The following is a 24,556-nucleotide window of genomic DNA, read 5'->3' as shown; positions in this document are numbered from 1 at the left end:
GAAAATTTTTGATCAATTTTATTATATATAATTTTTTATTAAAAGTCAATATTTTTTTAATTGGAATTATTATTTAATTTCAATTACCTCATAGCCAGCTTCTGTAACTGCAGTTGACAGAACATCATTCTTTATATCTTTATTTAACTCAACAACTGCAGTTTTGCTGTTTAAATCAACTACTGCATTGTCAACACCGTCAATTCCTTTTAATGCTTTTTCTACTGCGGCTTTACAATGACCACAGCTCATACCTTCTACTTTTAATGTTTTTTTCATGTTATTTCCTCCATTATTTTTATTATTTTTACTATTTGAAAAGTCTTTTTTAATATTCGCATTTTCTTCATTATTTATAGCTATTGGTTCAAGTTTTCCTGATTCTATATCCTTTACCATTTTAGTAGGTTTAAAAAATTTAAGTCTCAATGCATTAGATACTACAGAAACTGAACTTAAACTCATTGCTCCTCCTGCAAACATAGGGTTTAGTTTCCAACCTAATATAAAATAAAATACACCTGCCGCTAAAGGGATGCCTACTGCATTATAAATAAATGCCCAGAATAAATTTTCTTTTATATTTCTTATAGTGGCCTTGCTCAATTGTACTGCAGTTACAGCATCTAATAAGTCGCTTCTTATCAACACTATATCTGCTGATTCAATGGCCACGTCCGTTCCTGCTCCAATGGCTATACCTACATCAGCTCTTGCTAATGCTGGTGCGTCATTTACACCGTCACCAATCATAGCTACTTTTTTACCTTGCTCTTGAATTTTTCTTATTTCTCTTTCTTTATCTTGAGGTAATACTTCTGCAATAGCTCTTGATATACCAAGTTGTTTTCTTATTGCTTTTGCTGTTTTTTTGTTATCTCCAGTAAGCATTACGACTTCTATACCCATAGCTTCGAATTCTCTTATAGCTTTTTGGCTAGTAGACTTAACTACATCGGCAACTGCTATAATACCCAAAACATCACTTTCATCCGCGAAATAAAGTGGTGTTTTACCCATTTCTGCAATCTTAACACTTTTTTCTTCAAAGTCATTTATGTTAATATTCTTTTCATTAACTAACTTTATATTACCTAAATAATATTTTTTATTGTTGATAACTGCCTCCAGTCCTTGACCAGGTATCGCTTTAAAATTTTCTACATTATATAAATCTAATTTTCTATTTTTTGCTTCTTCAACTATTGCATCTGCTAGAGGATGTTCAGAGCCCTTTTCTGCTGATGCAGCTATCTTTAATATTTCTGTTTCGCTTATTCCATTTGTCAATATATCAGTAACTCTTGGTTTACCTTCTGTAATTGTTCCTGTTTTATCCATTACAACTGTTTGTATTTTATGAGCAATTTCTAATGATTCTGCTGATTTTATTAATATTCCATTTTCAGCCCCTTTGCCTGTTCCAACCATTATAGCTGTAGGTGTTGCAAGTCCGAGTGCACATGGACATGATATAACTAAGACAGCTATCCCTATTGAAAGAGCAAATTCAAATGTTGCTCCTAAAATCAACCAAACTATTGTAGATACTACCGCAATTATAATTACAACTGGAACAAATATGCCACTAATCTTATCCGCGAGCTTTGAAATTGGCGCTTTAGATGAACTTGCTTCTTCAACTAATCGTATTATTTGAGAAAGTGTAGTGTCATCTCCTACATTTTGGGCTTCGAATTTAAAATACCCTGATTTATTTATACTTGCACCTATTACCTTATCTCCTACTTCTTTTTCAACAGGTATACTTTCTCCAGTTAACATTGATTCATCAATTGATGTCGTTCCAAATACAATAACTCCGTCAACAGGTACCGACTGACCTGGTTTAACAACTATTATATCTCCCTTTATAACATTTTCTACTGGAATTTCTTCTTCAATTCCTTTTCTTTCTACTAATGCTGTTTTTGGCGATAAGTCAATAAGCTTTTTAATTGCATCAGATGTTCTTCCTTTTGCCCTTGCCTCTAAAAACTTACCCAATGTAATAAGAGCTAAAACAATTGCAGCTGATTCAAAGTATAAATCCATAGAATATTTCATTACTAAATCCATATCCATATGTCCTAGCCCATATCCAATTTTATATATAGCATAAACCCCATATACAAAGGCAGCAGAGGTTCCAATTGCAATTAGTGAATCCATATTTGGTGAACCTTTAAATAATGTTTTAAATCCTACAATATAATACTTTTTGTTTATAATCATTACAGGTAAGCATAATAAAAACTGTGTAAATGCGAAGGTTAATGCATTCTTTGTACCATGAAATATACTTGGCAAAGGCATATTAAGCATGTGTCCCATAGCTATATAAAGAAGTGGAATAGCAAATATAAATGATACAATAAGTCTTTTTTTCATTTCCTTGAACTCTATATCAGAATCTGTCTTAACATCCTGACTTATATTAGATGAACTTTTACTATCTGCTAAACGTGCATCATATCCTGTATCCTGCACAACCTTTATTATATCATTTTCACTTATTATTGAATCATCATATTCTATCATCATGCTGTTGCTTAACAGATTTACATTTGCCTCTTTTATACCTTCAGTTTTATTAATATTTTTTTCTATTCTACTTGAACATGCTGAACATGTCATACCAGTAACATTAAATTTTTGGGATTTCATATATCACAACTCCTTTATTTCGAAATTTTATCTATTAGAGAAATTACTTCTTCTATTTTTTGAATTTCATTACCTTCTACAAAAGCTTCCTTAATGCAACCTTCCATATGTGCTTTAATAATTTCCTTATTGGCTTTCCTAAGAATAGATTGGACAGCTAAAATTTGATTAGAAACATCAATACAGTATCTATCATCTTCAACCATTTTTATTATTCCTTCTATTTGCCCTGACGCTGTTTTTAATAAACGATTTATACTTATTTTATCAGCCTTCATTGTATCCTCCAAACATATTTAAATTACTCCCCCCTACCGGGGGGTGTAGTATAATTGTAACCTCATTAACTTGTTTTGTCAACATACTAAATATTTTTTCTCATAAAATTATTTATTCATTATACATAATTCATTTACCCATGATTTATGTAAATAATCATTTAATTTGTTTTGTTTTATGCTATAATATATATTATTATTGTTAATTTAACTAAAAATATTAAGGAAAGTGGTGTTTTTTATGAATAAAAGGTACATAGAAAAACTTGGCATTGAAATTCCTCTATTAGCTTTTGGATGCATGAGATTTCCAACTATAGACAACAAAATTGATTTTGATGCTTCTAGAAAATTGATTCATCATGCAATGACTAATGGTTTAAATTATTTTGATACTGCATATCCTTATCATGATGGCGAATCTGAAACTTTTTTAGGAAAAGTTTTGCTTGAATTTCCAAGGGAAAGCTATTTTTTGGCAGATAAATTACCTATTTGGAAAATAGAAAGTGAAGATGATGCAGAAAAATATTTTAATGAACAACTTGAAAGGTGCCAAACAGAATATTTTGACTTTTACTTGCTTCATGCTATGGGATCTAAAAGATTAGAAATAATGGAGAAATTTAATTTATATGATTTTATTAAAAAGAAAAAGACTGAGGGTAAAATTAAATATATAGGATTCTCATTTCATGATACGAATGATGTATTAGAAAAATTAGTTTCTAATTACGAATGGGATTTTATCCAGCTTCAAATTAATTATTGGGACTATTCCGAAGATGATGCTAAAGAAGCATATGAAATCATTACAAACAAAAATATACCTTGTTTTGTTATGGAACCAGTAAGAGGTGGATTCCTATCTTCTTTTGCACCACAAGTTGAGAAGTATATGAAAAATTATGACCCAGATAAAAGTATTGCTTCTTGGGCTATACGGTGGGTTGCATCTTTACCTAATGTAGCAGTAGTATTAAGCGGTATGTCAAATATGGAACAATTAAAAGATAACTTAAAAACAATATCAAGTTTTAAACCTATAAATAGTGATGAGCTTAAAGTTATTGATACTGTTATCGAAGATCTCAGAAAAATAAAACCTGTTCCATGTACAGGATGCCGTTATTGTATGGATTGTTCATTTGGAGTAAATATCCCTCAAATTTTTGAAATATACAACAACTATAAAAAAACTGAAAATAAAGATTTAGCTTATAATGCCTATTTCGATTTTCTTTCGGAAAAATCTCAAGCACATAATTGCACAAAATGTGGTGAATGTATTCCAAAGTGCCCTCAACATATTAATATTCCAGAGGAACTCGAAAAAATTGAAAATGAATTATCTAAATTAATTCCAAATTAAGTTATTAAGAACATAATATAAATATTAAATTTAATAAATCCATCAATTATGGGACGTCTATGACGTCCCATTTATATTACATATATTTACCGCATTTTAATTGTATTATTAGCATATTATTATATGAAGCTACAATTAGAGGTGCACTATGAAAAAGGAAAATTTAATTTTAGGTACATTAATTTTAACGGTCGCTACAACAATAACTCGAATAATTGGATTTATATTTCGCATATATTTAGCAAATGTTTTAGGTGCTGAAGGTATAGGTCTATTTCAACTTATTATCTCTTTTTATATTTTAATGGTTACATTATCTACATCTGGAATTAGAATTGCTGTTTCAAGGCTAATGTCAGAAGAAATTGCTATGGGACATTATTCAAATGCAAAGAGGGTTTTACGTCAATCTATTGCTCTATCTTTTTTTACGGGTTTTTTTGCAGCATTTTTGATGTATTACTTCTCAAATTATGTAGGAACGAATATTTTAAAAGATGAAAGAACTGTATTGTCATTATTGTATTTAGTGCCTAGTTTGCCCGTAATTGCAGTTTCGTCTTGCTATAAAGGTTATTTTTATGCTGTTGGAAAGGTAACAAAACCAGCAAGTGCACAAGTATTAGAACAAGTAATACGAGTTTTTGTTATTTTCTCAATAATGAATTACTATTTACCAAAGGGACTTGGTTACGGATGTGCTGCAGTTTCAATAGGTATGACCATTGAAGAAATCTTTTCGCTAATATACATTTGGTTTTTATACATAACAGATAAAAAACCATACTCAAATAAAACCAAAACTAAACCAGATAATATGATTTTTAAAATTTTAGGAATAGCAATCCCCCTATCTGCTACAGCTTATGTTAATTCAATTCTACGAATGGTAGAGAATATTTTAATACCATCTAGACTCATTATTTACGGTTCTTCAACAGTTCATGCTATGAGTCTCTATGGTATGGTTAAGGGAATGGTTTTACCTTTATTATTTTTCCCATCTTCATTTTTAACTTCACTTGCTTCTATATTGATACCCTCTGTGGCCGGTGAAAATGCCATCTCTAATGAGAAAAAGGTAACTTACACCCTATCAAAAGTGTTACACTTTACTGCACTTTCAGGAATTCTAGTTGTCAGTATATTTCTATGTTTCCCCAATGAAATAGGGATGACTGTCTATAACGACCCACAAGTATGGGTTATGCTTAAAATTATTTCATTTGTATGTCCATTTATGTACTTAAATATGGTTATAGCTTCTATGCTTAATGCTCTTGGTGAACAGGTAAGTTCTTTTAAAATCAATATAGTAGAATCAATATTGAAAATTTCAATTATTTATTTTCTTATTCCACTATATGGATTTAACGCTTATATATTTGCACTCTTTATAACAACATTACTAAATACAATATTATATTTAATTAGACTTTTACAAGTGTCATGTATTATTTTTGATATTTCAAATTGGATTTTCAAACCTGTTATTGCAGCAATAATATCATCTATAGTTTCTAGAATTTTATTTATATTATTTTTATCGAACACTTCATCTGAAATGTTTGTTTTAATATCATCAATAATAATACTTTGTTTTCTCTACTTAATATTTTTAATTTTACTTAAAAGTATTAACACAACAACCATGAAAAATGTTAAAACATTAGTAAAACATTGAAAATGTATGCAGATATTTTATTGTATTTCTGAACAAATATTGGCATTTATATTTATATTTCTAAAGCATATTTTTATAAATTCTCCAAAGAATATCAGAACAAAGACAGCAAAAGTATCAGTAAAGGAGATTTAAAATATGCAATATAGTTTAATATATTTTATAATGTTTTTTTTAATATATGGGTTTGGAGGATTTATTTTAGAAAGCACATTTGGTACTATAATAAATAAAAAGAAAACAAGAAGAGAAGGATTTTTAACAAATTACTTTTGTCCATTATATGGTTTATGTGGAATTGTTATAATTCAATTATTCACAATATCTGAAATTTCATTAACTAATAGGTTTATCGCTATACTTACAGCTACAATAAGCTCAATAGTAGTGGTAACATTTTTTGAATATGTGGTAGGTTTTACTCTTGATAGAGTTTTTCATCATAAAATGTGGGATTATAGCAAAAACTATTTTAATCTGCATTCCTATATATGTTTAGAATTTTCTCTGATGTGGGGAATAGTTGCAATTGTTCTTTCAAGTTTTATACACCCCATAATTGAAATAATTGTCTTATCTATTTCCGAAACAGTAGCATACTTTATAGTTTCATTATCTATTTCAATTATTATAATAAATTCATCCTATAATTTACGTAAATTTTTTCACTTTAATAATATAATATTATAATATATGTGGTGCGCATTGTATACGCACCACAACAATATATATCACCCTTTTAATAAGAGTTCATCTATTGATCTGCCAGGAGGCACAATTGGATAAACACTGCATTCTGGGTTAACTTTACATTCTATAAAAATTGCTTCATCAATATTACATGTTTCTTCTAGTATGTCACTAAGCTCGATAAGTGATTCTGCTTTGTAACCTTTTATACCATAAGCTTCAACAAGTTTTTGATAATTTACATCATCATAATTATCTGTTTCTGAATACCTTGCTTGGCTAAACATCCTTTGCCACTGTCTAACCATGCCAAGAGTATTGTTATTCAACATAATAATTATTACAGGAATCTTATATTTTGAAATTGTAACAAGCTCTTCACAAGACATTCTAAAACTTCCATCACCAGTTATAAATATAGTCTTTTTATTTGGATTTCCTATCTTAGCACCAATAGCAGCTCCAAATCCAAATCCCATAGTTCCAAGTCCACCAGACGTTATGAACTCATTTGATTTATTGAATTTCCAAAATTGTCCCGTCCACATTTGATGTTGCCCTACATCAGTCACTACAATTGCATTTTCATCATATACCTTATTAATATAACCTAATATATTTTCTGGAACAAATTGTCCCTCTATATCATATTTTACTTTACAAGATATTATTTCATTTAACCAATTAATTCTGTCTTTTTTATCTACATTTTCTATAAGCTTAATTAAAATATCCTTCATATCTCCAATCAATGGTATACACTGAGAAGTATTTTTATCTACCTCTGTAGAATCTATATCTATGTGTATTATTTTAGCGCTTGGTGCAAATTTATTAGGATTTCCAATGACTCTATCACTAAATCTAGCTCCAATAGCTATTAACAAGTCACAATTTGTAACTGCCATATTGGTTTCTTTGAATCCATGCATTCCTACAAAGCCAAGAGACAAATCATTGCGCCTTGGAATTGTTCCAAGTCCCATAAAACTATTTGCAACTGGAATACCAGCCTTTTGTGCTAATTGTAACAAAAGGTCATCATTTTTAGATATTCTAATTCCACCTCCCGCATATATAATTGGTTTTTTAGCTTCATTTATTAACTCAACCGCTTTTTTAATTCTATCTTCATCTGGTACAAGTATATCACCATCATATTTTCTTGGTTTTCCTTTATACTCATATTGACTTACAAACACATCCTTAGGTATATCAACTAAAACTGGCCCAGGTCTTCCATTAACAGCAACATCAATTGCTTCTCTAATTACATCTTCTAAATTTTCAATCTTCCTTACTAAATAATTATGTTTTGTAATGGATAATGTTATTCCAGTAATATCAACTTCTTGAAACGAATCTTTCCCAATTAGCGTATTTGCAACCTGTCCAGAAATCACCAACAATGGTGTAGAATCCATATATGCATTTGCAATACCTGTTATAGTATTTGTTGCACCTGGACCTGATGTTGCTACAAAAACACCTAATTTACCTGTGCTTCTAGCATATCCATCGGCTGCATGAACACCATTTTGCTCATGAGCTGGTCTATACATTTTAAAGTAATCAAGCTCATCATACAGAGCATCAAAGAATGGTATCACTGCACCACCTGGATATCCAAACAAAGTGTCTATTCCTTTTTCTCTTAATATTTTTAAAATTATTTGTGAGCCTGATAGCTTCATATCTTCACCTTTTCTTAATTATTTTTCATCATCTTGAGCATTGTTACTTATCCAAGTCATCATGCCCCTTAACTTCTTACCTGTTTCTATTATTGGATGCTCTAACTCCATACTCTTAATTGCATGATACATAGGTTTACCTGCTTGGTTTTCTGAAATCCAATTGCTTGCAAAACGACCAGTTTGAATTTCTGAAAGAACTTTCTTCATTTCTTTTCTTGTATCATCATTTATTATTCTTTTACCTATCATGTAATCCCCATACTCAGCAGTATCTGATACAGAATATCTCATATTTTCAAAACCACCGTCATAAATTAAATCTACGATAAGCTTCATTTCATGTAAGCATTCGAAATATGCTATTTCTGGTTGATATCCAGCTTCAACCAATGTGTCAAAACCCGCTTTAATAAGTTCTGTAACACCGCCACAGAGTACAGCTTGTTCTCCAAATAAGTCTGTTTCCGTTTCTTCCTTAAATGTTGTTTCTATAACACCTGCTCTAGTTCCACCAATTCCCTTTGCATATGCTAAAGCTATGTCTTTACATTTTCCTGTATAATCTTGGTGAATAGCAAATACATCCGGAACTCCTTTACCATCTCTATATGTTCTTCTAACTAAATGACCAGGTCCTTTTGGTGCAACCATAAATACATCTACATTTGCAGGTGGTACTATTTGTTTGAAATGAATATTAAATCCATGTGCAAAAGCTATAGCATTACCTTCCTCTAAATTTGGAGCTATGCACTCATCATATATTTGTTTTTGAGCTGTATCAGGTGCTAATATCATTATTATATCAGCTTCTTTGGCTGCCTCGGATACACTTTTAACAGTTAATCCAACAGATTCTGCCTTTGCTATAGACTTACTTCCTTCTTTCAACCCAACTACAACTTCTACTCCACTTTCTTTTAAATTTAAAGCATGTGCGTGACCTTGGCTTCCATAACCTACTATGGCTACTTTTTTTCCTTCTAATAATTTTAAATCTGCATCCTTATCATAATACATTGTTCCCATCTTCTTTTTCCTCCTAGAAAATTTTATAGTTTTATTTATTTTAGATATAAAAAAACTTCTATCTCTATATATAAAATAATTTATATATAGGGACAGAAGTTGTTATCCGTGGTACCACCCTACTTCGCGGTAAAACCGCCTCATTGACCATTAACACAGGTCTGTGCTCTGCTTCAAAATTAAAATAATATCAGCAGAGTGCTCCGGAGCCGAGTTATTCATACAAATTAATATATCAGCTCTCACCAACGCTGACTCTCTTGAAAATTATATCTGTATCTTTATTCTCCATCATAGCTTTATAATAAAATATATTTTTCTTATTATAGTTACACAAATGTGTTTTGTCAAGACAACTTTTCTAAAAATGTCCCTTTTTTTTCATTATTCAATTTTTGTATATCTGTATTCCCATAATGTATGATGTCTTTATATTAAAAACAATATATGCCCATTGTTGTTATAAAGCAACCGTTTGTTATGATATTATTGCTGAACTTCCATTACATCATAAACATCTACAAGTTTTTTCATTTGAAGTATTGCTCTATCCAAACCTAAATTCTTCTCGTCAAATAAAGTTACCTTAAATTCAGATTTATTTGAATCAATCTCTATCATAGAAAAACCCCTGATGTCGAATTGCTTTCTTCTTAGTGTTGTTAAAACTCTAACTGCTGAATCCATGCCACTTGATACTTTAAAACTAACTACTTTACACACTTTATTTACCTCCCAATATTATTTTTACAGTTTTTTTCATACAAAAAATCAAGACCCCTCATCTCTATATACATGATATACATATATATAGGGACGAAAGGTCTTTCGTGGTACCACCCTATTTTACGATAAAAAAATATCGCCTCATTCAAGTCGAAAAAACATTGTTTTTTGAACTCTATCCTTATAACGCAGGAATACGGCCTCATCTACTCTATTTCGACTTGGAAGCTCTGGAGTGATCATTTTATACCCTCTAACACCGATTTTCACCAAACATCGGCTCTCTAAAGTTATTTCGGATATTTTTGTCTCCGTCAAAGCTTTTTGATTTACTTTGTATCAGTATACATAAATCTGATTTCTTTGTCAACAACTTTTTATTAAAAATAATAATAAAATTTTTATTGACAAACTTATTTTTTCGATATACAATCATAAACAAATTTAAAAAGCTATTTCATTGACGGAGACGGGTGTATTATATATACTTACAGAGAGCTGTTGATTGGTGTAAAACAGCAGTATAATTATTCACATATCACTCCTGAGAGCATTTCTGAATAATATATAACAAAAAAATATTAACTAAGAAATTGCGTTTGGCACCGTTAAAATGCCTATGTTTATTTGAACAGATAAAGAGGTGTTTTACACAACTAAGGTGGTACCGCGGGTTTTCTCGTCCTTTAAGGAAGAAGACCCGCTTTCTTTATGCCCAAAATAAAACTATTAATGGAGGAACTATAATGTCAAATAAATTTGATTTTGAAAATATGAATCATGAAGAAAAAATAAGAAAGGCCGCAAAGAATCTTAAAGGAACTATTAAAAAAACAGACTTAATATACAGCGATTTTTTTAGCAAGGAATATGGTAATGATGTTTATATTAAACCTGAAAGCTTACAAGTTACAGGCTCATTTAAAGTAAGAGGTGCTTATAATAAAATTGCAAATTTAACAGAAGAAGAAAAGACAAGAGGAGTCGTAACTTCTTCTGCAGGAAACCATGCTCAAGGTGTTGCTCTGTCAGCACAAAAATCAGGTATAAAATCAGTTATAGTTATGCCAAGTGTTACTCCGCTTATCAAAGTCGAAGGAACACGTTCGTATGGTTCTGAGGTTGTTATACATGGAAATGTGTATGACGAATCATACAAAGAAGCTTTAAGATTATCAAAAGAAAAAGGATATACCTTCGTACATGCTTTTGATGATTATGATGTAATCTGTGGACAAGGTACAGTTGGTCTTGAAATAATTGAAAAACTACCAGATATCGATGAAATATTGGTTCCTGTTGGTGGTGGTGGATTAATAAGTGGAATTGCACTTATAGCAAAAAGTCTAAAGCCTTCAATTCGAGTTACAGGAGTCGAACCATCAGGAGCACTTACTATGAAAACATCCCTTCACAAAGGACATATTGTAGAATTAGATTGTTGTAAAACAACTGCAGAAGGTGTAGCTGTAAAAAGACCAGGTGACTTAACATACAGTATAGTTAATAAATATGTAGACGGAATAATTGAAGTAACAGAAGAAGATATGACTGAAGCTTTATTAATGCTTGTAGAAAAACATAAACTCATAGCAGAAACTTCTGGAATTTTACCTCTAGCAGCATTAAAAAAATTAAACATAAAAAACAAAAAAGTTGCATGTATAGTCAGTGGAGGCAACATTGATGTTCTCACAATCTCTTCCTTAATAAACAAGGGACTCGTATCAAGAGGTAGAATTTTTTGTTTCTCTGTGGATCTGCCTGATACCCCAGGACAATTAATGAAAATTTCTCAAATATTAGCTGAAGCTAGTGCAAATGTTATAAAGCTTGAACACAATCAATTCAAGGCAATGGATAGATATATGAATGTTCAACTTGAAGTAACAGTTGAAACTAATGGCGAAAAACATATAAATCAAATATTAGCGCTCTTAAAAAAAGACAATTTCCATATAAAAAGAATTTATTAAGAAATATTAAGGTGATAAGAGAACAATTAGTTACAATTGTTCTCTTGTCATTACCCTATTGTTCTAATAGCATTTATTACACTTGGAACAATTTGTTTTTTCCTTGATACGCATTTATCCACATATATTCCTTCATAAACATCCTCTTTTTTAAATATAGTACTTACCAACTTTTCTTTAGTTGAAGTATAAAAAATATATGAACCTTCATTTACAATATCAGTCACAGCCATTATAAATACATAATAATCTTTATCTCCTGTAATTTTATCGATTAACCTTATATAATCGCTTTTTTTATTCATTATTTCATTTATATCCATTGTAAATACTTGTGAAATACCAACACTTTTATATTCTAAGTTAAATTTTTTAAAATCTTGGTAAATAATTTCCTCTATTGTTTTTGATTTTAAAGATGTCCCAACTTTAAACATTTCCATAGAATATTCATGTAAATTTATTCCTACTATATTTACAAGTTCTTCAACTGCAGCTCTATCTTTATCTGTTGAAGTAGGTGATTTTAAAAGCATGGTATCTGAAATTATTCCTGATAGCATAAGACCAGCTATATTTTTATCTATTTCAATATTATTTTCTTTGTACATATTATAAATAATTGTATTTGTACTTCCTAATGGAATGTTTCTAAAACTAATAGGTATTGCCGTTTTTATATCGCCGATTTTATGATGGTCTATTACTTCTAAAATCTCAGCTTCCTCGATTCCATTAGCACTTTGTCCTAGCTCATTGTGATCTACTAATATCACTTTTTTCTTTGAAGGATTAATAAGATGACCTCTACTAAGTAACCCTAAATACTTTTTATCCGCAGATATAATAGGGAACTTAGAATGCTTAGAATTTTCTATGTCCTCTTTACAATCATCAATGTAATCATCCTCTTTAAAACACATTAAGTTTTCTGATTTCATAGTGTAATTTACATATTTAGATAACCCTATATTCCTTGCAGTATGATAAGTATTATACGGAGTCCTAATAATATTAACTTTGTTTTGAAAAGCCATTTTGACTAAATCATGCGGAACATTTAAATCACCAGTTACTATTATAAGTTTTACACCAATTTCTATAGCATATTTAATTATATCATATCTATCGCCTACGATAACAATAGAGTTATTATTTAATACATCGGCCCGCCTTAGAGTTTTTTCTTCAAATGCCGCTACTGTAATTTTTCCATCTATTAGTTCATCAAACCTTATAATTTCCTTACCTAAAAGTGTTTCAATAATATTATCATAGGAAGTATTTAAATTTTTTTGATCTGTATTAATCAAACTCATCGCAATATCCTTCATTGTTATAATACCTACAAGATTATTTTCATCATCTACAATAGGTAATGTTCTCAACTTATTTTCGTTCATGAAAAAATAAGCGAAATGAATAGATTGTTCAGCTTTAAAAGGTATGATCTTATCATAGTTTAAATCTTTAATTTGAACCTTAACATTATCTAATTCTTCCGGAACATCTACATTGAAATATTTAAGTACAAAATCTGTTTCTTTATTGATTTTACCCAATATATATGGTTTTGACTTCTCATTTAGTTTATTTTTTAAATTAGCAAGCGTTATTGCTGAACACACACTATCTGTATCAGGCGTTTTATGTCCAAAAATTAAATTGTGTTTCATAATTATTTTATCCTTTAATTTATTTCATATTTTGTTAATTGGTTTATCTAGCTTCCCATCTTAAATCTTTACCATAAAATTTATGTGCAATATAGTTATTAAAAACTCTAGACATTATTCTATCAGAATATGTTTCTGCCAACTGCTCTAGGGATAAATTAGTAGAAATTATTGTTTTTTTATCAGAAATTAGTCTTTCATTAATAATATTGAATAGCTCTGCATTAGTAAATGAATTATTAAACTCTGTACCTAAATCATCAATAATAAGAAGCTCACTTTCAAACATTAAATTATAATTGATTCTATTTTCTTCTGTTTCATTTACTCTATTAAATTTATGATTTTCTAAAATTTCAAATAAATTAAATGCTGTTTGATACAAAACCGTCTTTTCTGAATCTATAAGAGCTTTAGCTATACAATTACACATAAAAGTTTTTCCTAAACCAGTCCCACCATAAAAGAGTAAATTCATATTAACTCTATCAAAATTATTACAAAAATCCTCACAGGTTTCCAATATATTGTACATATTTTGTTTAGGTGTATATATTTCGTTATTATATGGTTCATTACTAAATACGTTTATATCGAAATTATCAAAATTTTCTTTATTTAACATATGAACTATATTAGACATTTTATATAAATAATTAATAATTTGTTTATTAAAGCACTTACACCTCTTTCCATCAGTTGTATATCCCGTATCATTACATTTCTTACATTCATAATCATATTCTAAAAAATTTTCAGGAATACTATATTTTTTCAACATTTCTTTCTTTTCTCTTTTAAAATTCTCTATATTTTCACGCAATTTTATTACTTCTTTATTCATATTTTCATTATTAGACAATATTAATTTTGATAATTTTATACTTAAAAGCTTTATTTGTTTATCTGTATTTTCAAAATTAGGTACTCTTTCATATAGTTCTTCTTGTCTAACTTCAGCATCCTTTGCAGCTTTAAGCCTTTTTTTATTATAATTAGTCATAATATTTTCAATTATTTGCTTTTTCAACTTTTACACCCTCTTCTTCACCAGACGTTGAAAGCCCAAATTTATCTAATTTTTTATTAAGCCTTTTTTTGACAATCTGTTCTAGTTCTTGCTCAGAATAATTCTTAATTTTTTGTTCAAAATTATGAAACTTATTTGTTTTAGGTATTTGTTTAATTTTTTTATTTTCATCACTTTTTGTTTCTTTTTTATCATTTTTTAAATCTTCTATAGTTTTATAACCTTTTTTATGCCATTTATTCAAAATACTATCAAAGTAGTTTATGTTAGGGTTAGATATTTTAGTTGAATTCTCCAGGCACTTTAAAATCATTTCCATGGAAAAATTCATTTCATCAATCCATTTATCTATTGTTTTCATTTCAGCTTCTGTTAATATTCGATTGTTAAAACCTAGAGATTTACTTATCCTAGAATAAACAGAAAACCTATCATTTCTCTTTTCCAAATATTCAACCATTGACTCAACATCGCAAACACCTTCATCATACCAAGAAGAAACAACAGATTCTATATAGCTAAACTTCTTTATCTTTTTGTTATTAATACAATAACTAAAAGCTTGTGTCATAATTTCAGGTTTCATTTTATAATTGTTCATCCATGATACAATTTTCTGTTTTTCATTAATCTTAACAGGTCTTCCAAACATTTCTTCAATTTCTTCCATCATTTTTTTGTTATCTGCATTCCTATTAGAGTTTATTAACTCATCATTATCAATATAATCATCCTTTTCAACAGGAGAATTTGAAATGTGCTTATATACATTATCTATATACAATTGCTTAAGATTAACAAACTCGACTATATAATTATACTCATCCTCGATGTCCCGTCTAACAATAATCCCTTCATTTTCCCAGTAAATCCAAGCATTCAATACATCAGACAATGGGATTTTAAGGTTTCTTGCAATTGTTTCATTATTAAAATTTCCTTGTTTATCTTTCGCATATTTGTACCCTAAAAGATAGACCTTTACATAAGTTCCATCTGCTATAGGCATGTAATCAGTTATAAATATATTTTCAATAGGGGTATCTCCTAAATCAATTTTCTGTTCCTGTAAAATAAAATTCATATTTTACTCCTTTTTGTAAATAATATGTTGTAATATGTTTGTAATATATTTGTAATAAAGTTATTATGATTTTGTGAAAACATTTTTCTGTAATTTTGTTGACAGAGTTTAGTAGTTATAATATAATGTTACAAGATGATTAAATTTTAACTAACATAATATCAAACTAATATTTATTATAACATCATTTCCTCAAAATGAAAATTACATTTTTGTTTTATTGTATATAATAAATTGACAAACGAAAAACAAAATAAGGAAGTATGCTATGGAAAAATTAATTAGACCGTTAATTGAAAAATTAAACAAGAAAAAAACTAATGAAATTTTTAAAAAGTTACCTGAAGAAAAAATTAGACAAGGTATAGCAGCCATTAATTCTAATTTTAAAGATCAGATAAGAGGAACTATTTCACTTATTTGTGCAACTGCATTAGTTTTAAGTGCATCTTACTCTATAAATTATTTAGAGACTCATGAAAATAACGTGTTTTCCACAGAAAGTTATTCCATATTAGTAGATGGAAATGAAATTTGTAAAGTAAGGCAGCATAATATAATAGGACCCACAATTAAAAAGATAGAAGCAGATATAGAAGATAGATCTAAACATGATATAGTTATAGAAAACAAATTTGAAGAAATACCTTCAAAAGCTAAAGACTCAGAAATTACATCAACAGAAGATTTATATGGTGTAATTAAATCAAAAATCAATTACTCCCTTTTAGCTTATTCAATTAAAATTAATGGTAAAAGCATAGGAATTGTTGAAACAGAAAAAGATGCGCAAAATGTAATTGATGGCGTTAAATCATATTTTACTAATGATATTGAAACTGAAAGTATAATAGAAATTAATACAGCTGAAGATGTTAAGATAGAACAAGTTAAGGTTGCAAATTCAGATCTTCAAAACCCAGAAGATATTGAAAACTACATAATTAAAGGAACAAACAAAGAAGAGAAATATACAGTAGAAGAAGGAGATACTTATTGGACTATTGCAGAGTACTTCAATATGTCGCTTGATGATTTAATATCAGCTAACCCTTCATCTGATCCAAATTTAATACAAATTGGTGATGAATTAAATTTAGTAGTTCCACACCCTTTTGTAAATGTCCAAGTTAAAAGAAAAGTAAAAAAAGAAGAAAAAATCGACTATGAAACAAAGTATGAATACGTATCATATATGTATAATGATGAAGAAACAGTTGATACATCAGGAGAATATGGTCTATCAGAAATAGAAGCTATCGTTACTGAACAAAACGGTATACAAATAGCTAAAGATGTTATTTCAGAGAAAGTTATAGAAAAACCTAAAACTGAAGTTATTATTACAGGTACTCAAGATCCACCACCAAAAAAAGGTACAGGATTTTTCATTAATCCATTACCTGGTTCAACAATTTCATCTCGCTTTGGATCAAGAAGCGGAGGTTTTCATTTAGGTCAAGACATGGCTAAGGCTTATGGATCTTCAATAAAAGCTGCAGATGGAGGAACTGTAACCTTTGCAGGATATTCAGGAAGTTATGGTAAAATGGTAGAAATAGACCATGGAGGCGGATTTACAACAAGATACGCACATTGTAGTACACTTTATGTAACTACAGGCGAAAAAGTTTATCAAGGTAAAATAATCGGTTTAGTTGGTATGACCGGTGTTACATCTGGTCCACACGTACATTTTGAAGTAAGAAAATATGGTAATGTAGTCAATCCCGCAAGTTATATTGGGGTACAATATAGATAAAATATAAAGTTCATATAGATCATGGATTAACTTCCATGATTTTTTTATGTCTATAATATCATAATCCTAAGCTTGTAATGATTGTACCCCAAATTATGTTATTCTAAACATAATTTTAATTGAATTTTAACTTGCATTTTGATTAAAATTATAATAACATGTAGTAGTATTATAAAAAATTAAAGTTAGGATGATTAGATGGAATTTTATGATTATAGATTTATGGAAATTGCTCGTCCGATTATTGAACATAAAGAATATCAACAAATGAAATATATAAAGCATCATGATGAAAGTGTTTATGAACATTCAGTTAAAGTGGCATACAGCTCATATCAAATAGCCTACAAGAATAATTTAGACTGGGTATCTACGATTAGAGGGGCCTTGTTACATGACTTTTTTCTATATAAATTTAAAAAGAGTTTAAGTCCTAGAATAATTACCGATTCAATCAAACACGCTATTACTCACCCGCTTATTGCATTAGAAAATTCAAAAAAATATTTTGATTTAAATGATAAAGAAAAAAACATAATAAAGGGTCACATGTTCCCATTTGGTTTACCAAAGTCAAAAGAAGCATGGATTGTTAGCTATAGTGATAAGTACATTGCTACAATGGAGTATTATTCAAATTTTAAGAAAATTACAAAAAGAAAAATACATGCATTCAATGCAGATTAGTAAAATTAGATGTTAAAAAACATCTTTTTTTATTTATTTATTTGTATTATACTTAATAATAGTAACAGAATATTAAATTTCTCACCCCACATTTTTAGATTACCAACCTTGTTAGGAATTGTAGGTAATCATTTTATTCAATACGTTAACTACAATAAACAATAAGTAAAAAAGGAGATCATATGCGTACTATAGATACTAAACAAATAAAAGAAAAAGTCACTTCTCTCCTATTAGAATCAAACTATAATATTGGAGAAGAAACCTTTAAAATCTTAAATCAAAGCTATGAATTAGAAACTAATCCCATTTCTAAATCAGTTTTAAATCAAATTATAAAAAATGATGAAATTGCATTAAATGAAAGCATACCCATGTGTCAAGATACAGGAATGGCAGTAATATTTTTAGAAATAGGTCAAGATGTTTATCTTACAGGCAAAAAACTATATGAATCGGTTAATGAAGGTGTACGAGAGGCCTATAGCATAGGGTATTTACGTAAATCTGTAGTTGATGATCCCTTATTTCATAGAACAAACACCAAAGACAACACCCCAGCTATAATTCATACAGATATAGTTTCTGGAAGCCAAATTAAAATTACAGTTGCTCCAAAAGGTTTTGGAAGTGAAAATATGAGTGCTATTAAAATGCTTAAACCTTCAGATGGAGTAATGGGAGTAAAAAACTTTGTTATTGAAACAGTAAAAAAAGCTGGACCAAATCCTTGCCCACCCATTGTTATAGGTATAGGAATAGGAGGTACCTTTGAAAAATGTACCTACTTGGCAAAGATAGCTTTAACGCGCGAAATAGGACAGCATAATACATCTGGTGATTATTCAAAACTTGAAAGCGAATTATTAGAAGAGATAAACAATTTAGATATAGGCCCTGCTGGGTTAGGCGGAATAACTACAGCGCTAGCGGTCCATATAGAATATTTTCCAACCCACATTGCAGGTTTACCTGTAGCAATTAATATATGTTGCCATGCGTACAGGCATAAATCATCAATAATTTAATATAATTAATATAACAAACTATAATAATAAAAGAAAGTTGAGATACATAGTTATGGAGATAAAAAAGGTGACATTGCCACTTAATAATGAAATAATTGAAACCTTACATACAGGTGATAATGTTCTCTTAACTGGTTATATGTATACAGGAAGAGATGCTGCACACAAAAGATTGTGCCAACTTATTGAAGATGACAAAGAACTCCCCTTCGACATTAAAAATGAAGTTATTTATTATGTTGGACCCGCTCCAGCCAAACCTGGTTATGTAATTGGTCCTGCTGGGCCAACAACTAGCTACAGAATGGATTCATACACTGTTCCATTGTTGGAAAAAGGGTTAAAAGGCATGATAGGTAAGGGTTTGCGTTCCCCTGAAGTAATAGATAACATAAAAAAGTATAAGGCAGTTTACTTTGCTGCAATAGGAGGAGCTGCTGCGCTTATTTCTAAATCAATAAAATCCATGGAAATTATTTGCTATGATGACTTAGGAACTGAGGCAGTTCGAAGATTATATGTGGAAGATTTTCCTGTAATAGTTGTCATTGATTCTAAAGGTAATAATTTATATGTAAGGTAATAATTTTTAGTTATGTGATTAGTGTATACTTTTTTGGGTATCATTAAAGTATATTACAAATTTAATAAACTTGAAAGGAGTTGATTGCATGAAAGTTAATATTTATGGGAAAAACATGCAACTCACAGAAGCATTAAAGGAAGCTACAATAAAAAAGGTTGAAAGACTTGATAAGTTTTTTCAAACAGATGTCGAAGCTAAAGTAGTACTTAGTATCGAAAGAAAAAATCAGAAAGTTGAGGTTACTATTCCTTTCAATGGTAGGATAGCACGTGTAGAAGAGTCTTCAGATGATATGTACAATTCAATAGACGAAGCAGTAGAATCATTGGAACAACAATTAAGAAAATATAAAACAAAACTACAAGATAAGAAACACTCAAGCGAATCAATAAAATTTGAAAATTTTGAATCATTAGATGAAGAAGATAATGATTTTAAAGTAGTAAAAACCAAAAAATTTGCGATTAAACCCATGAACATAGAAGAAGCTGTTTTACAAATGGATTTATTAAAACATAATTTTTTCGTTTTTCTAAATGCAGATTCTGAAGAAGTAAATGTAGTATATAAAAGAAAAGATAGCAACTATGGGTTAATTGAGCCAGAATTTTAATATTGCTTATTATCCAATTACCTTTGGTATGTATGTATATAAACTTGTTTACCTAAAAAACAAAAATACGTAATCAACCCTCATGATTACGTATTTTTGTTTTTCAATTGTCAACTTAAATACTTTATCATTTTTTCCGTTCTAATATTCCCCCGAATATTCCCTTATTTCATTATTGTAATAAATCTACCCTTACTAAGTTTACCGATCAAAAGTAAGTATATTCTATTATCAATTGCATTTTCCCCCAAATGTATTCTAGAACAATATTATTATATAATACATAAATGTGCATGTATGTCGAAAGATGTCATGATCATCCTAATAATTTATCCCTAATAATTATACTTAATATTCATTTTTTTAAAAATAAAAAGTTGTCCACAATAGTTAATAACCTGTTGATACTTTTCTTTTTATATGTATTTAATTTTCAACGAAAAATAATTTGACTAAATTATAAAAAAACCTTGACAAACTATACTGTTACAATTTGCAACTTTAAAAGTTGTTAACAATTCTATCCACAGCTGTGGATAACATTCATATTAAAGGAACAAATTTTCTATTTACCTTTAGTTGTTACGATATATTAACATACATAAAGTTTTATTAAATTATTACCTAATAAATTTTAAATAATGCATTTAGTTAAATTTCTCAATTGTATAAATAATTATTTTCATATTAAGTTTAGATTTGTTTTATATATTAATTATATGAATAAATAATTATTTATCCATATAATTAAATTTTTCTTATTTCATATAACTGTATTGTATTTTATAATTCATTATATATAAATATTTGAAATTTGTAGTAAGAAGTTGATTTATATGTTATAATGTAAAATGTTTGATTTAATTATATTATAGGAGAGTAAATATGTTATTTATTTCTAGGGAATATCTTAAGCCTGGAATGATTTTAGCAAAAGATATTAATTTATATAGTGGTGATAGTTTCACAACAATATTGCTAAAAAAAGGGCAAATACTAAGTAATTTATATATAAATAAAATTATATATCACGACATTCCAGGAGTATATATCAAAAGTGATACTTTTAATGATCTAATTATTGAGTCTAAAATAAACCAAAAACTAGAATCAGAATCTATATCTCAAATTAAAGATGTCTATCAAAAATTTAAAAATACAATGGGTAAAATTGATATTGAAACTATAAAACAAATTTCTATTGTTGTTAATAAATTAATCTCAGAAATATTATCAAAAGAAAGTTTATCAAATAATATTATTGATTTTAAAAGTTATGATGATTATACATATCAGCATTGTCTTAATGTTGCTGTTCTAAGTATTTCAACTGGAATTTCGCTTGGATTTAGTGAATATGAACTACATGAATTAGGTATGTGTGGTCTAATGCACGATATAGGAAAAATGCTTATACCTCTTTCTATAATTAATAAACCAGGTAAATTAACTAAAGAAGAGTTTGAAATAATGAAAACTCACCCTATAAATTCTGTTAATCAACTTCAATACCTTGTTTCTTCAGATGTTTTGAGAGGCATAGAGAGCCATCATGAGAAAATTGATGGTACAGGATACCCATATGGTAGAAAAGGCAATAACATACATCGTTATGGCAAAATCTTATCAGTATGTGATGTATATGATGCATTAACTTCAACTCGTTCATATAGAAAATCTTGCTTTCCAAGTGAGGTTATAGAATATATTATGGGTTGTGCTGATACACACTTCGATTATGAAATACTATCTAAGTTTTTAAAAAATATAGTAGCCTATCCAGTTGGAACTTTTGTTAAACTCAGCAATGATAAAATAGCGGTTGTGGTTAAGAATTATTCAGATAATATTATGCGACCCTTAGTTCGTATAATCAATGATGATAATACTATTGGTGAAGATATAGATTTACTAAATGATCATGAACATATGAACATAATTATAACTGGTATGGGATATAAATATGGGCACATAGATTATAATAGTATAACTAAGGCAAATCCAAAACAAGGTGACTTAGATGGAAAGTAGTTATGAATATATAATAAGCGCATGCTTATGCGGTGAAAAATGTCGTTATGACGGAAAAGAATTTACATTAGAACAAGCTAAAGAGTTAATAGATAACGGTAAAGCATTAATAATTTGTCCAGAAGTTTTAGGTGGAATGAGTGTACCTCGCCCTCCATGTGAAATAGTAGGCGATAAGGTAATAAACATAGATAAAGAAGACAAAACAGATAATTTCAAAGTAGGAGCAATAAAAGTTCTAGAAATTGCAAATAAGTATGGAATAAAAAAAGCAATATTAAAAGAAAAAAGTCCATCATGTGGAAGTAAATTTATTTATGATGGAAGCTTTAACAAAAAACTTATTCCAGGGGAAGGAATAACCACTAGTTTACTTAGAAAGAACGGTATTCACGTAATTAGTGATGAAGACTACATAAAATAATCATAGCATTAATATTTAGTTTGCTATTTAAGAAAAAGGCATTTAGTTTAAAACTAAATGCCTTTAAATTTTTATTACTAATTTAATTGTTTTTTATTTCCTTTATAACTTCATTATCTACCTTATCAAGGTTATCATCCCATAGATATTCCTTTGTTTCTTTTACTATTACACCACTTAATGCTATTAGTGAAATTAAGTTAGGAACTGCCATTAGTCCATTGAATAGATCTGCTAAATCCCATACAAGAGATAAAGACATTATAGCCCCAAAGAAAATTGCTATTGTATAACATACTCTATATGGAAATACTGCTTTTTTTGTTCCGAAAAGATATTCAACGCATTTTTCTCCATAATATGACCATCCAAGAATTGTAGAAAATACAAATGTTAAAAGACCAATTGTAAGAACTATAGGTCCAATAGTACCAATATTTGCAAACGCAGCATTAGTTAATGCTCCACCATCAAGTCCTTGATTCCAAACACCAGCATTTATAATAGTTATACCTGTTATAGCACATACTATAACTGTATCCCAAAAAGTACCTGAAGAAGATACAAGTGCCTGTCTAACACAGTTTCTTGTTTGAGCAGCTGCAGCTACTATAGGAGCACTACCAAGACCAGACTCGTTTGAGAAAAGACCTCTTGCAACCCCAAATCTTGCAGCCATCATTACAGTTGAACCTGCAAATCCTCCAACAGCAGCTTGACCAGTAAATGCAGATCTAAAAATTAATGCAATAGTAGCAGGTATTGTTTTATATGTCATGCCTAAAATTATTATACAGCCTATAACATAAAACACTGCCATGAATGGAACAAGCTTATCACATACACTAGCTATTCTTTTAACTCCACCTATTATAACTATACCAGTCAATATAGCTAAAGTAAGTCCAGTTATCCAAGTAGGAATACTAAATTGATTAAACATCATTGTAGATATTGAGTTTGCTTGAACTGTATTACCAATACCAAAAGCAGCAATACTTCCAAAAAGTGCAAACGTTATTGCAAGTGGTTTATTTTTGAGTCCATACTCCAGTACATACATTGGACCACCAGCCATAGTTCCATCAGCAGTTTTAACTCTGTACTTAACTGCTAGAAGTGATTCAGAATACTTAGTAGCTATACCAAATACACCAGTAAGCCATGTCCAAAGAACAGCACCAGGTCCACCAAGAGCAATTGCTGTCGCAACTCCAACGATGTTTCCTGTACCAATTGTTGCAGCTAACGAAGTTGCCAAAGCACTAAATTGACTAACATCACCAGCAGCTAGTTCATCTTTTGTTACCGAAAGTTTAATTGCAGTACCAATGTGTCTCTGGATAAATTTGAGTCGGAATGTTAAAAAAAGATGAGTACCAAAAAGTAAAATAAGTAGCGGCCAACCCCAAACCCAGCCATCAATTGTTGAAACAATTTTTGCAAAAGATTCCATTTACTTACCTCCAAAAATATTTGTAAACGTTTTTACACGCCTTGATATAATTATATCATT

The 24,556-nt window shown here is 29.3% G+C and carries 20 protein-coding genes and 3 other annotated features; of the genes, 11 read left to right on the top strand and 9 right to left on the bottom strand.

Features of this window, described 5'->3' with window-relative positions:
• Positions 1-69 precede the first annotated feature (69 nt).
• On the bottom strand, positions 70-2,667 hold the full coding sequence (locus J2Z76_RS11060; protein WP_209512116.1) for a heavy metal translocating P-type ATPase: 2,598 nt from the start codon (positions 2,665-2,667) through the stop codon (positions 70-72).
• Positions 2,668-2,681: 14 nt separating this feature from the next.
• Positions 2,682-2,945 carry a metal-sensing transcriptional repressor gene (locus J2Z76_RS11055; protein WP_209512115.1) on the bottom strand — a complete coding sequence of 88 codons (264 nt, stop codon included), beginning with the start codon at positions 2,943-2,945 and terminating at the stop codon, positions 2,682-2,684.
• A gap of 241 nt (positions 2,946-3,186) precedes the next feature.
• Here J2Z76_RS11055 and J2Z76_RS11050 point away from each other — a divergent pair, with 241 nt between their 5' ends.
• The 3 genes from J2Z76_RS11050 (at position 3,187) to J2Z76_RS11040 (ending at position 6,691) form a co-directional block, all read left to right on the top strand.
• Positions 3,187-4,317, top strand: coding sequence for an aldo/keto reductase (locus J2Z76_RS11050; protein WP_209512114.1), 1,131 nt, complete (start codon positions 3,187-3,189; stop codon positions 4,315-4,317).
• Between the two features lie 148 nt (positions 4,318-4,465).
• Positions 4,466-6,001 (top strand): putative polysaccharide biosynthesis protein, encoded by a 1,536-nt coding sequence (locus J2Z76_RS11045; protein ID WP_209512113.1) that lies wholly within the window; start codon positions 4,466-4,468, stop codon positions 5,999-6,001.
• A gap of 138 nt (positions 6,002-6,139) precedes the next feature.
• Positions 6,140-6,691, top strand: a complete 552-nt coding sequence (locus J2Z76_RS11040; RefSeq protein WP_209512112.1) for a putative ABC transporter permease — start codon at positions 6,140-6,142, stop codon at positions 6,689-6,691.
• A 41-nt stretch (positions 6,692-6,732) separates the two neighbouring features.
• Here J2Z76_RS11040 and ilvB read toward each other — a convergent pair whose 3' ends face one another.
• The 3 genes from ilvB to J2Z76_RS11025 form a co-directional block, all read right to left on the bottom strand.
• A complete protein-coding gene (ilvB, locus tag J2Z76_RS11035; protein ID WP_209512111.1) occupies positions 6,733-8,385 on the bottom strand; it encodes a biosynthetic-type acetolactate synthase large subunit in 1,653 nt (550 codons plus the stop codon).
• Positions 8,386-8,403: 18 nt separating this feature from the next.
• On the bottom strand, positions 8,404-9,444 hold the full coding sequence (ilvC, locus tag J2Z76_RS11030; RefSeq protein WP_342455038.1) for a ketol-acid reductoisomerase: 1,041 nt from the start codon (positions 9,442-9,444) through the stop codon (positions 8,404-8,406).
• A gap of 58 nt (positions 9,445-9,502) precedes the next feature.
• Positions 9,503-9,721 (bottom strand) — a binding site (T-box leader).
• A gap of 182 nt (positions 9,722-9,903) precedes the next feature.
• Positions 9,904-10,140, bottom strand: a complete 237-nt coding sequence (locus tag J2Z76_RS11025) for a hypothetical protein (protein ID WP_209512109.1) — start codon at positions 10,138-10,140, stop codon at positions 9,904-9,906.
• Positions 10,141-10,226: 86 nt separating this feature from the next.
• Positions 10,227-10,470: a binding site (T-box leader), on the bottom strand.
• Positions 10,471-10,594: 124 nt separating this feature from the next.
• Positions 10,595-10,833, top strand: a binding site (T-box leader).
• A 56-nt stretch (positions 10,834-10,889) separates the two neighbouring features.
• Between J2Z76_RS11025 and ilvA the strand changes: the two genes are divergently transcribed.
• Positions 10,890-12,119 (top strand): threonine ammonia-lyase, encoded by a 1,230-nt coding sequence (gene ilvA / locus J2Z76_RS11020; protein ID WP_425347564.1) that lies wholly within the window; start codon positions 10,890-10,892, stop codon positions 12,117-12,119.
• 50 nt (positions 12,120-12,169) lie between these two features.
• Here ilvA and J2Z76_RS11015 read toward each other — a convergent pair whose 3' ends face one another.
• The 3 genes from J2Z76_RS11015 to J2Z76_RS11005 are packed head-to-tail and all read right to left on the bottom strand — an operon-like array spanning position 12,170 to position 15,909.
• A complete protein-coding gene (locus tag J2Z76_RS11015; RefSeq protein WP_209512108.1) occupies positions 12,170-13,795 on the bottom strand; it encodes a putative manganese-dependent inorganic diphosphatase in 1,626 nt (541 codons plus the stop codon).
• Between the two features lie 43 nt (positions 13,796-13,838).
• Complete coding sequence (locus J2Z76_RS11010; RefSeq protein ID WP_209512107.1) at positions 13,839-14,825, bottom strand: ATP-binding protein; 987 nt, start codon at positions 14,823-14,825, stop codon at positions 13,839-13,841.
• Complete coding sequence (locus tag J2Z76_RS11005) at positions 14,806-15,909, bottom strand: DnaD domain protein (protein ID WP_209512106.1); 1,104 nt, start codon at positions 15,907-15,909, stop codon at positions 14,806-14,808. The genes J2Z76_RS11010 and J2Z76_RS11005 overlap by 20 nt, the downstream gene beginning before the upstream one ends.
• Positions 15,910-16,177: 268 nt before the next feature.
• Here J2Z76_RS11005 and J2Z76_RS11000 point away from each other — a divergent pair, with 268 nt between their 5' ends.
• The 7 genes from J2Z76_RS11000 (at position 16,178) to J2Z76_RS10970 (ending at position 23,040) form a co-directional block, all read left to right on the top strand.
• Complete coding sequence (locus J2Z76_RS11000; protein WP_209512105.1) at positions 16,178-17,671, top strand: LysM peptidoglycan-binding domain-containing M23 family metallopeptidase; 1,494 nt, start codon at positions 16,178-16,180, stop codon at positions 17,669-17,671.
• Between the two features lie 198 nt (positions 17,672-17,869).
• Complete coding sequence (locus tag J2Z76_RS10995) at positions 17,870-18,358, top strand: HD domain-containing protein (RefSeq protein WP_209512104.1); 489 nt, start codon at positions 17,870-17,872, stop codon at positions 18,356-18,358.
• A gap of 182 nt (positions 18,359-18,540) precedes the next feature.
• Positions 18,541-19,386 carry a fumarate hydratase gene (locus J2Z76_RS10990; RefSeq protein ID WP_209512103.1) on the top strand — a complete coding sequence of 282 codons (846 nt, stop codon included), beginning with the start codon at positions 18,541-18,543 and terminating at the stop codon, positions 19,384-19,386.
• Positions 19,387-19,438: 52 nt separating this feature from the next.
• A complete protein-coding gene (locus J2Z76_RS10985) occupies positions 19,439-19,969 on the top strand; it encodes a Fe-S-containing hydro-lyase (RefSeq protein ID WP_209512102.1) in 531 nt (176 codons plus the stop codon).
• Positions 19,970-20,057: 88 nt separating this feature from the next.
• Entirely contained in the window at positions 20,058-20,585 is a 528-nt protein-coding gene (gene hpf / locus J2Z76_RS10980; RefSeq protein WP_209512101.1) for a ribosome hibernation-promoting factor, HPF/YfiA family, read from the top strand.
• An 885-nt stretch (positions 20,586-21,470) separates the two neighbouring features.
• Entirely contained in the window at positions 21,471-22,616 is a 1,146-nt protein-coding gene (locus J2Z76_RS10975; protein WP_209512100.1) for an HD-GYP domain-containing protein, read from the top strand.
• Entirely contained in the window at positions 22,606-23,040 is a 435-nt protein-coding gene (locus J2Z76_RS10970; protein WP_209512099.1) for a 2-thiouracil desulfurase family protein, read from the top strand. The genes J2Z76_RS10975 and J2Z76_RS10970 overlap by 11 nt, the downstream gene beginning before the upstream one ends.
• 82 nt (positions 23,041-23,122) lie before the next feature.
• On the opposite strand, the gene J2Z76_RS10965 is transcribed toward J2Z76_RS10970, so the two are convergent.
• The gene (locus tag J2Z76_RS10965; RefSeq protein ID WP_209512098.1) at positions 23,123-24,496 is read right to left on the bottom strand and encodes an alanine/glycine:cation symporter family protein; all 1,374 of its coding nucleotides are present in this window, start codon (positions 24,494-24,496) and stop codon (positions 23,123-23,125) included.
• Positions 24,497-24,556: the final 60 nt, after the last annotated feature.

The organism is Sedimentibacter acidaminivorans (assembly GCF_017873955.1).
In the GTDB taxonomy this organism is placed as follows: Bacteria; Bacillota; Clostridia; order Tissierellales; family Sedimentibacteraceae; genus Sedimentibacter; species Sedimentibacter acidaminivorans.
This window is presented reverse-complemented; position numbering and strand designations above follow the sequence as displayed.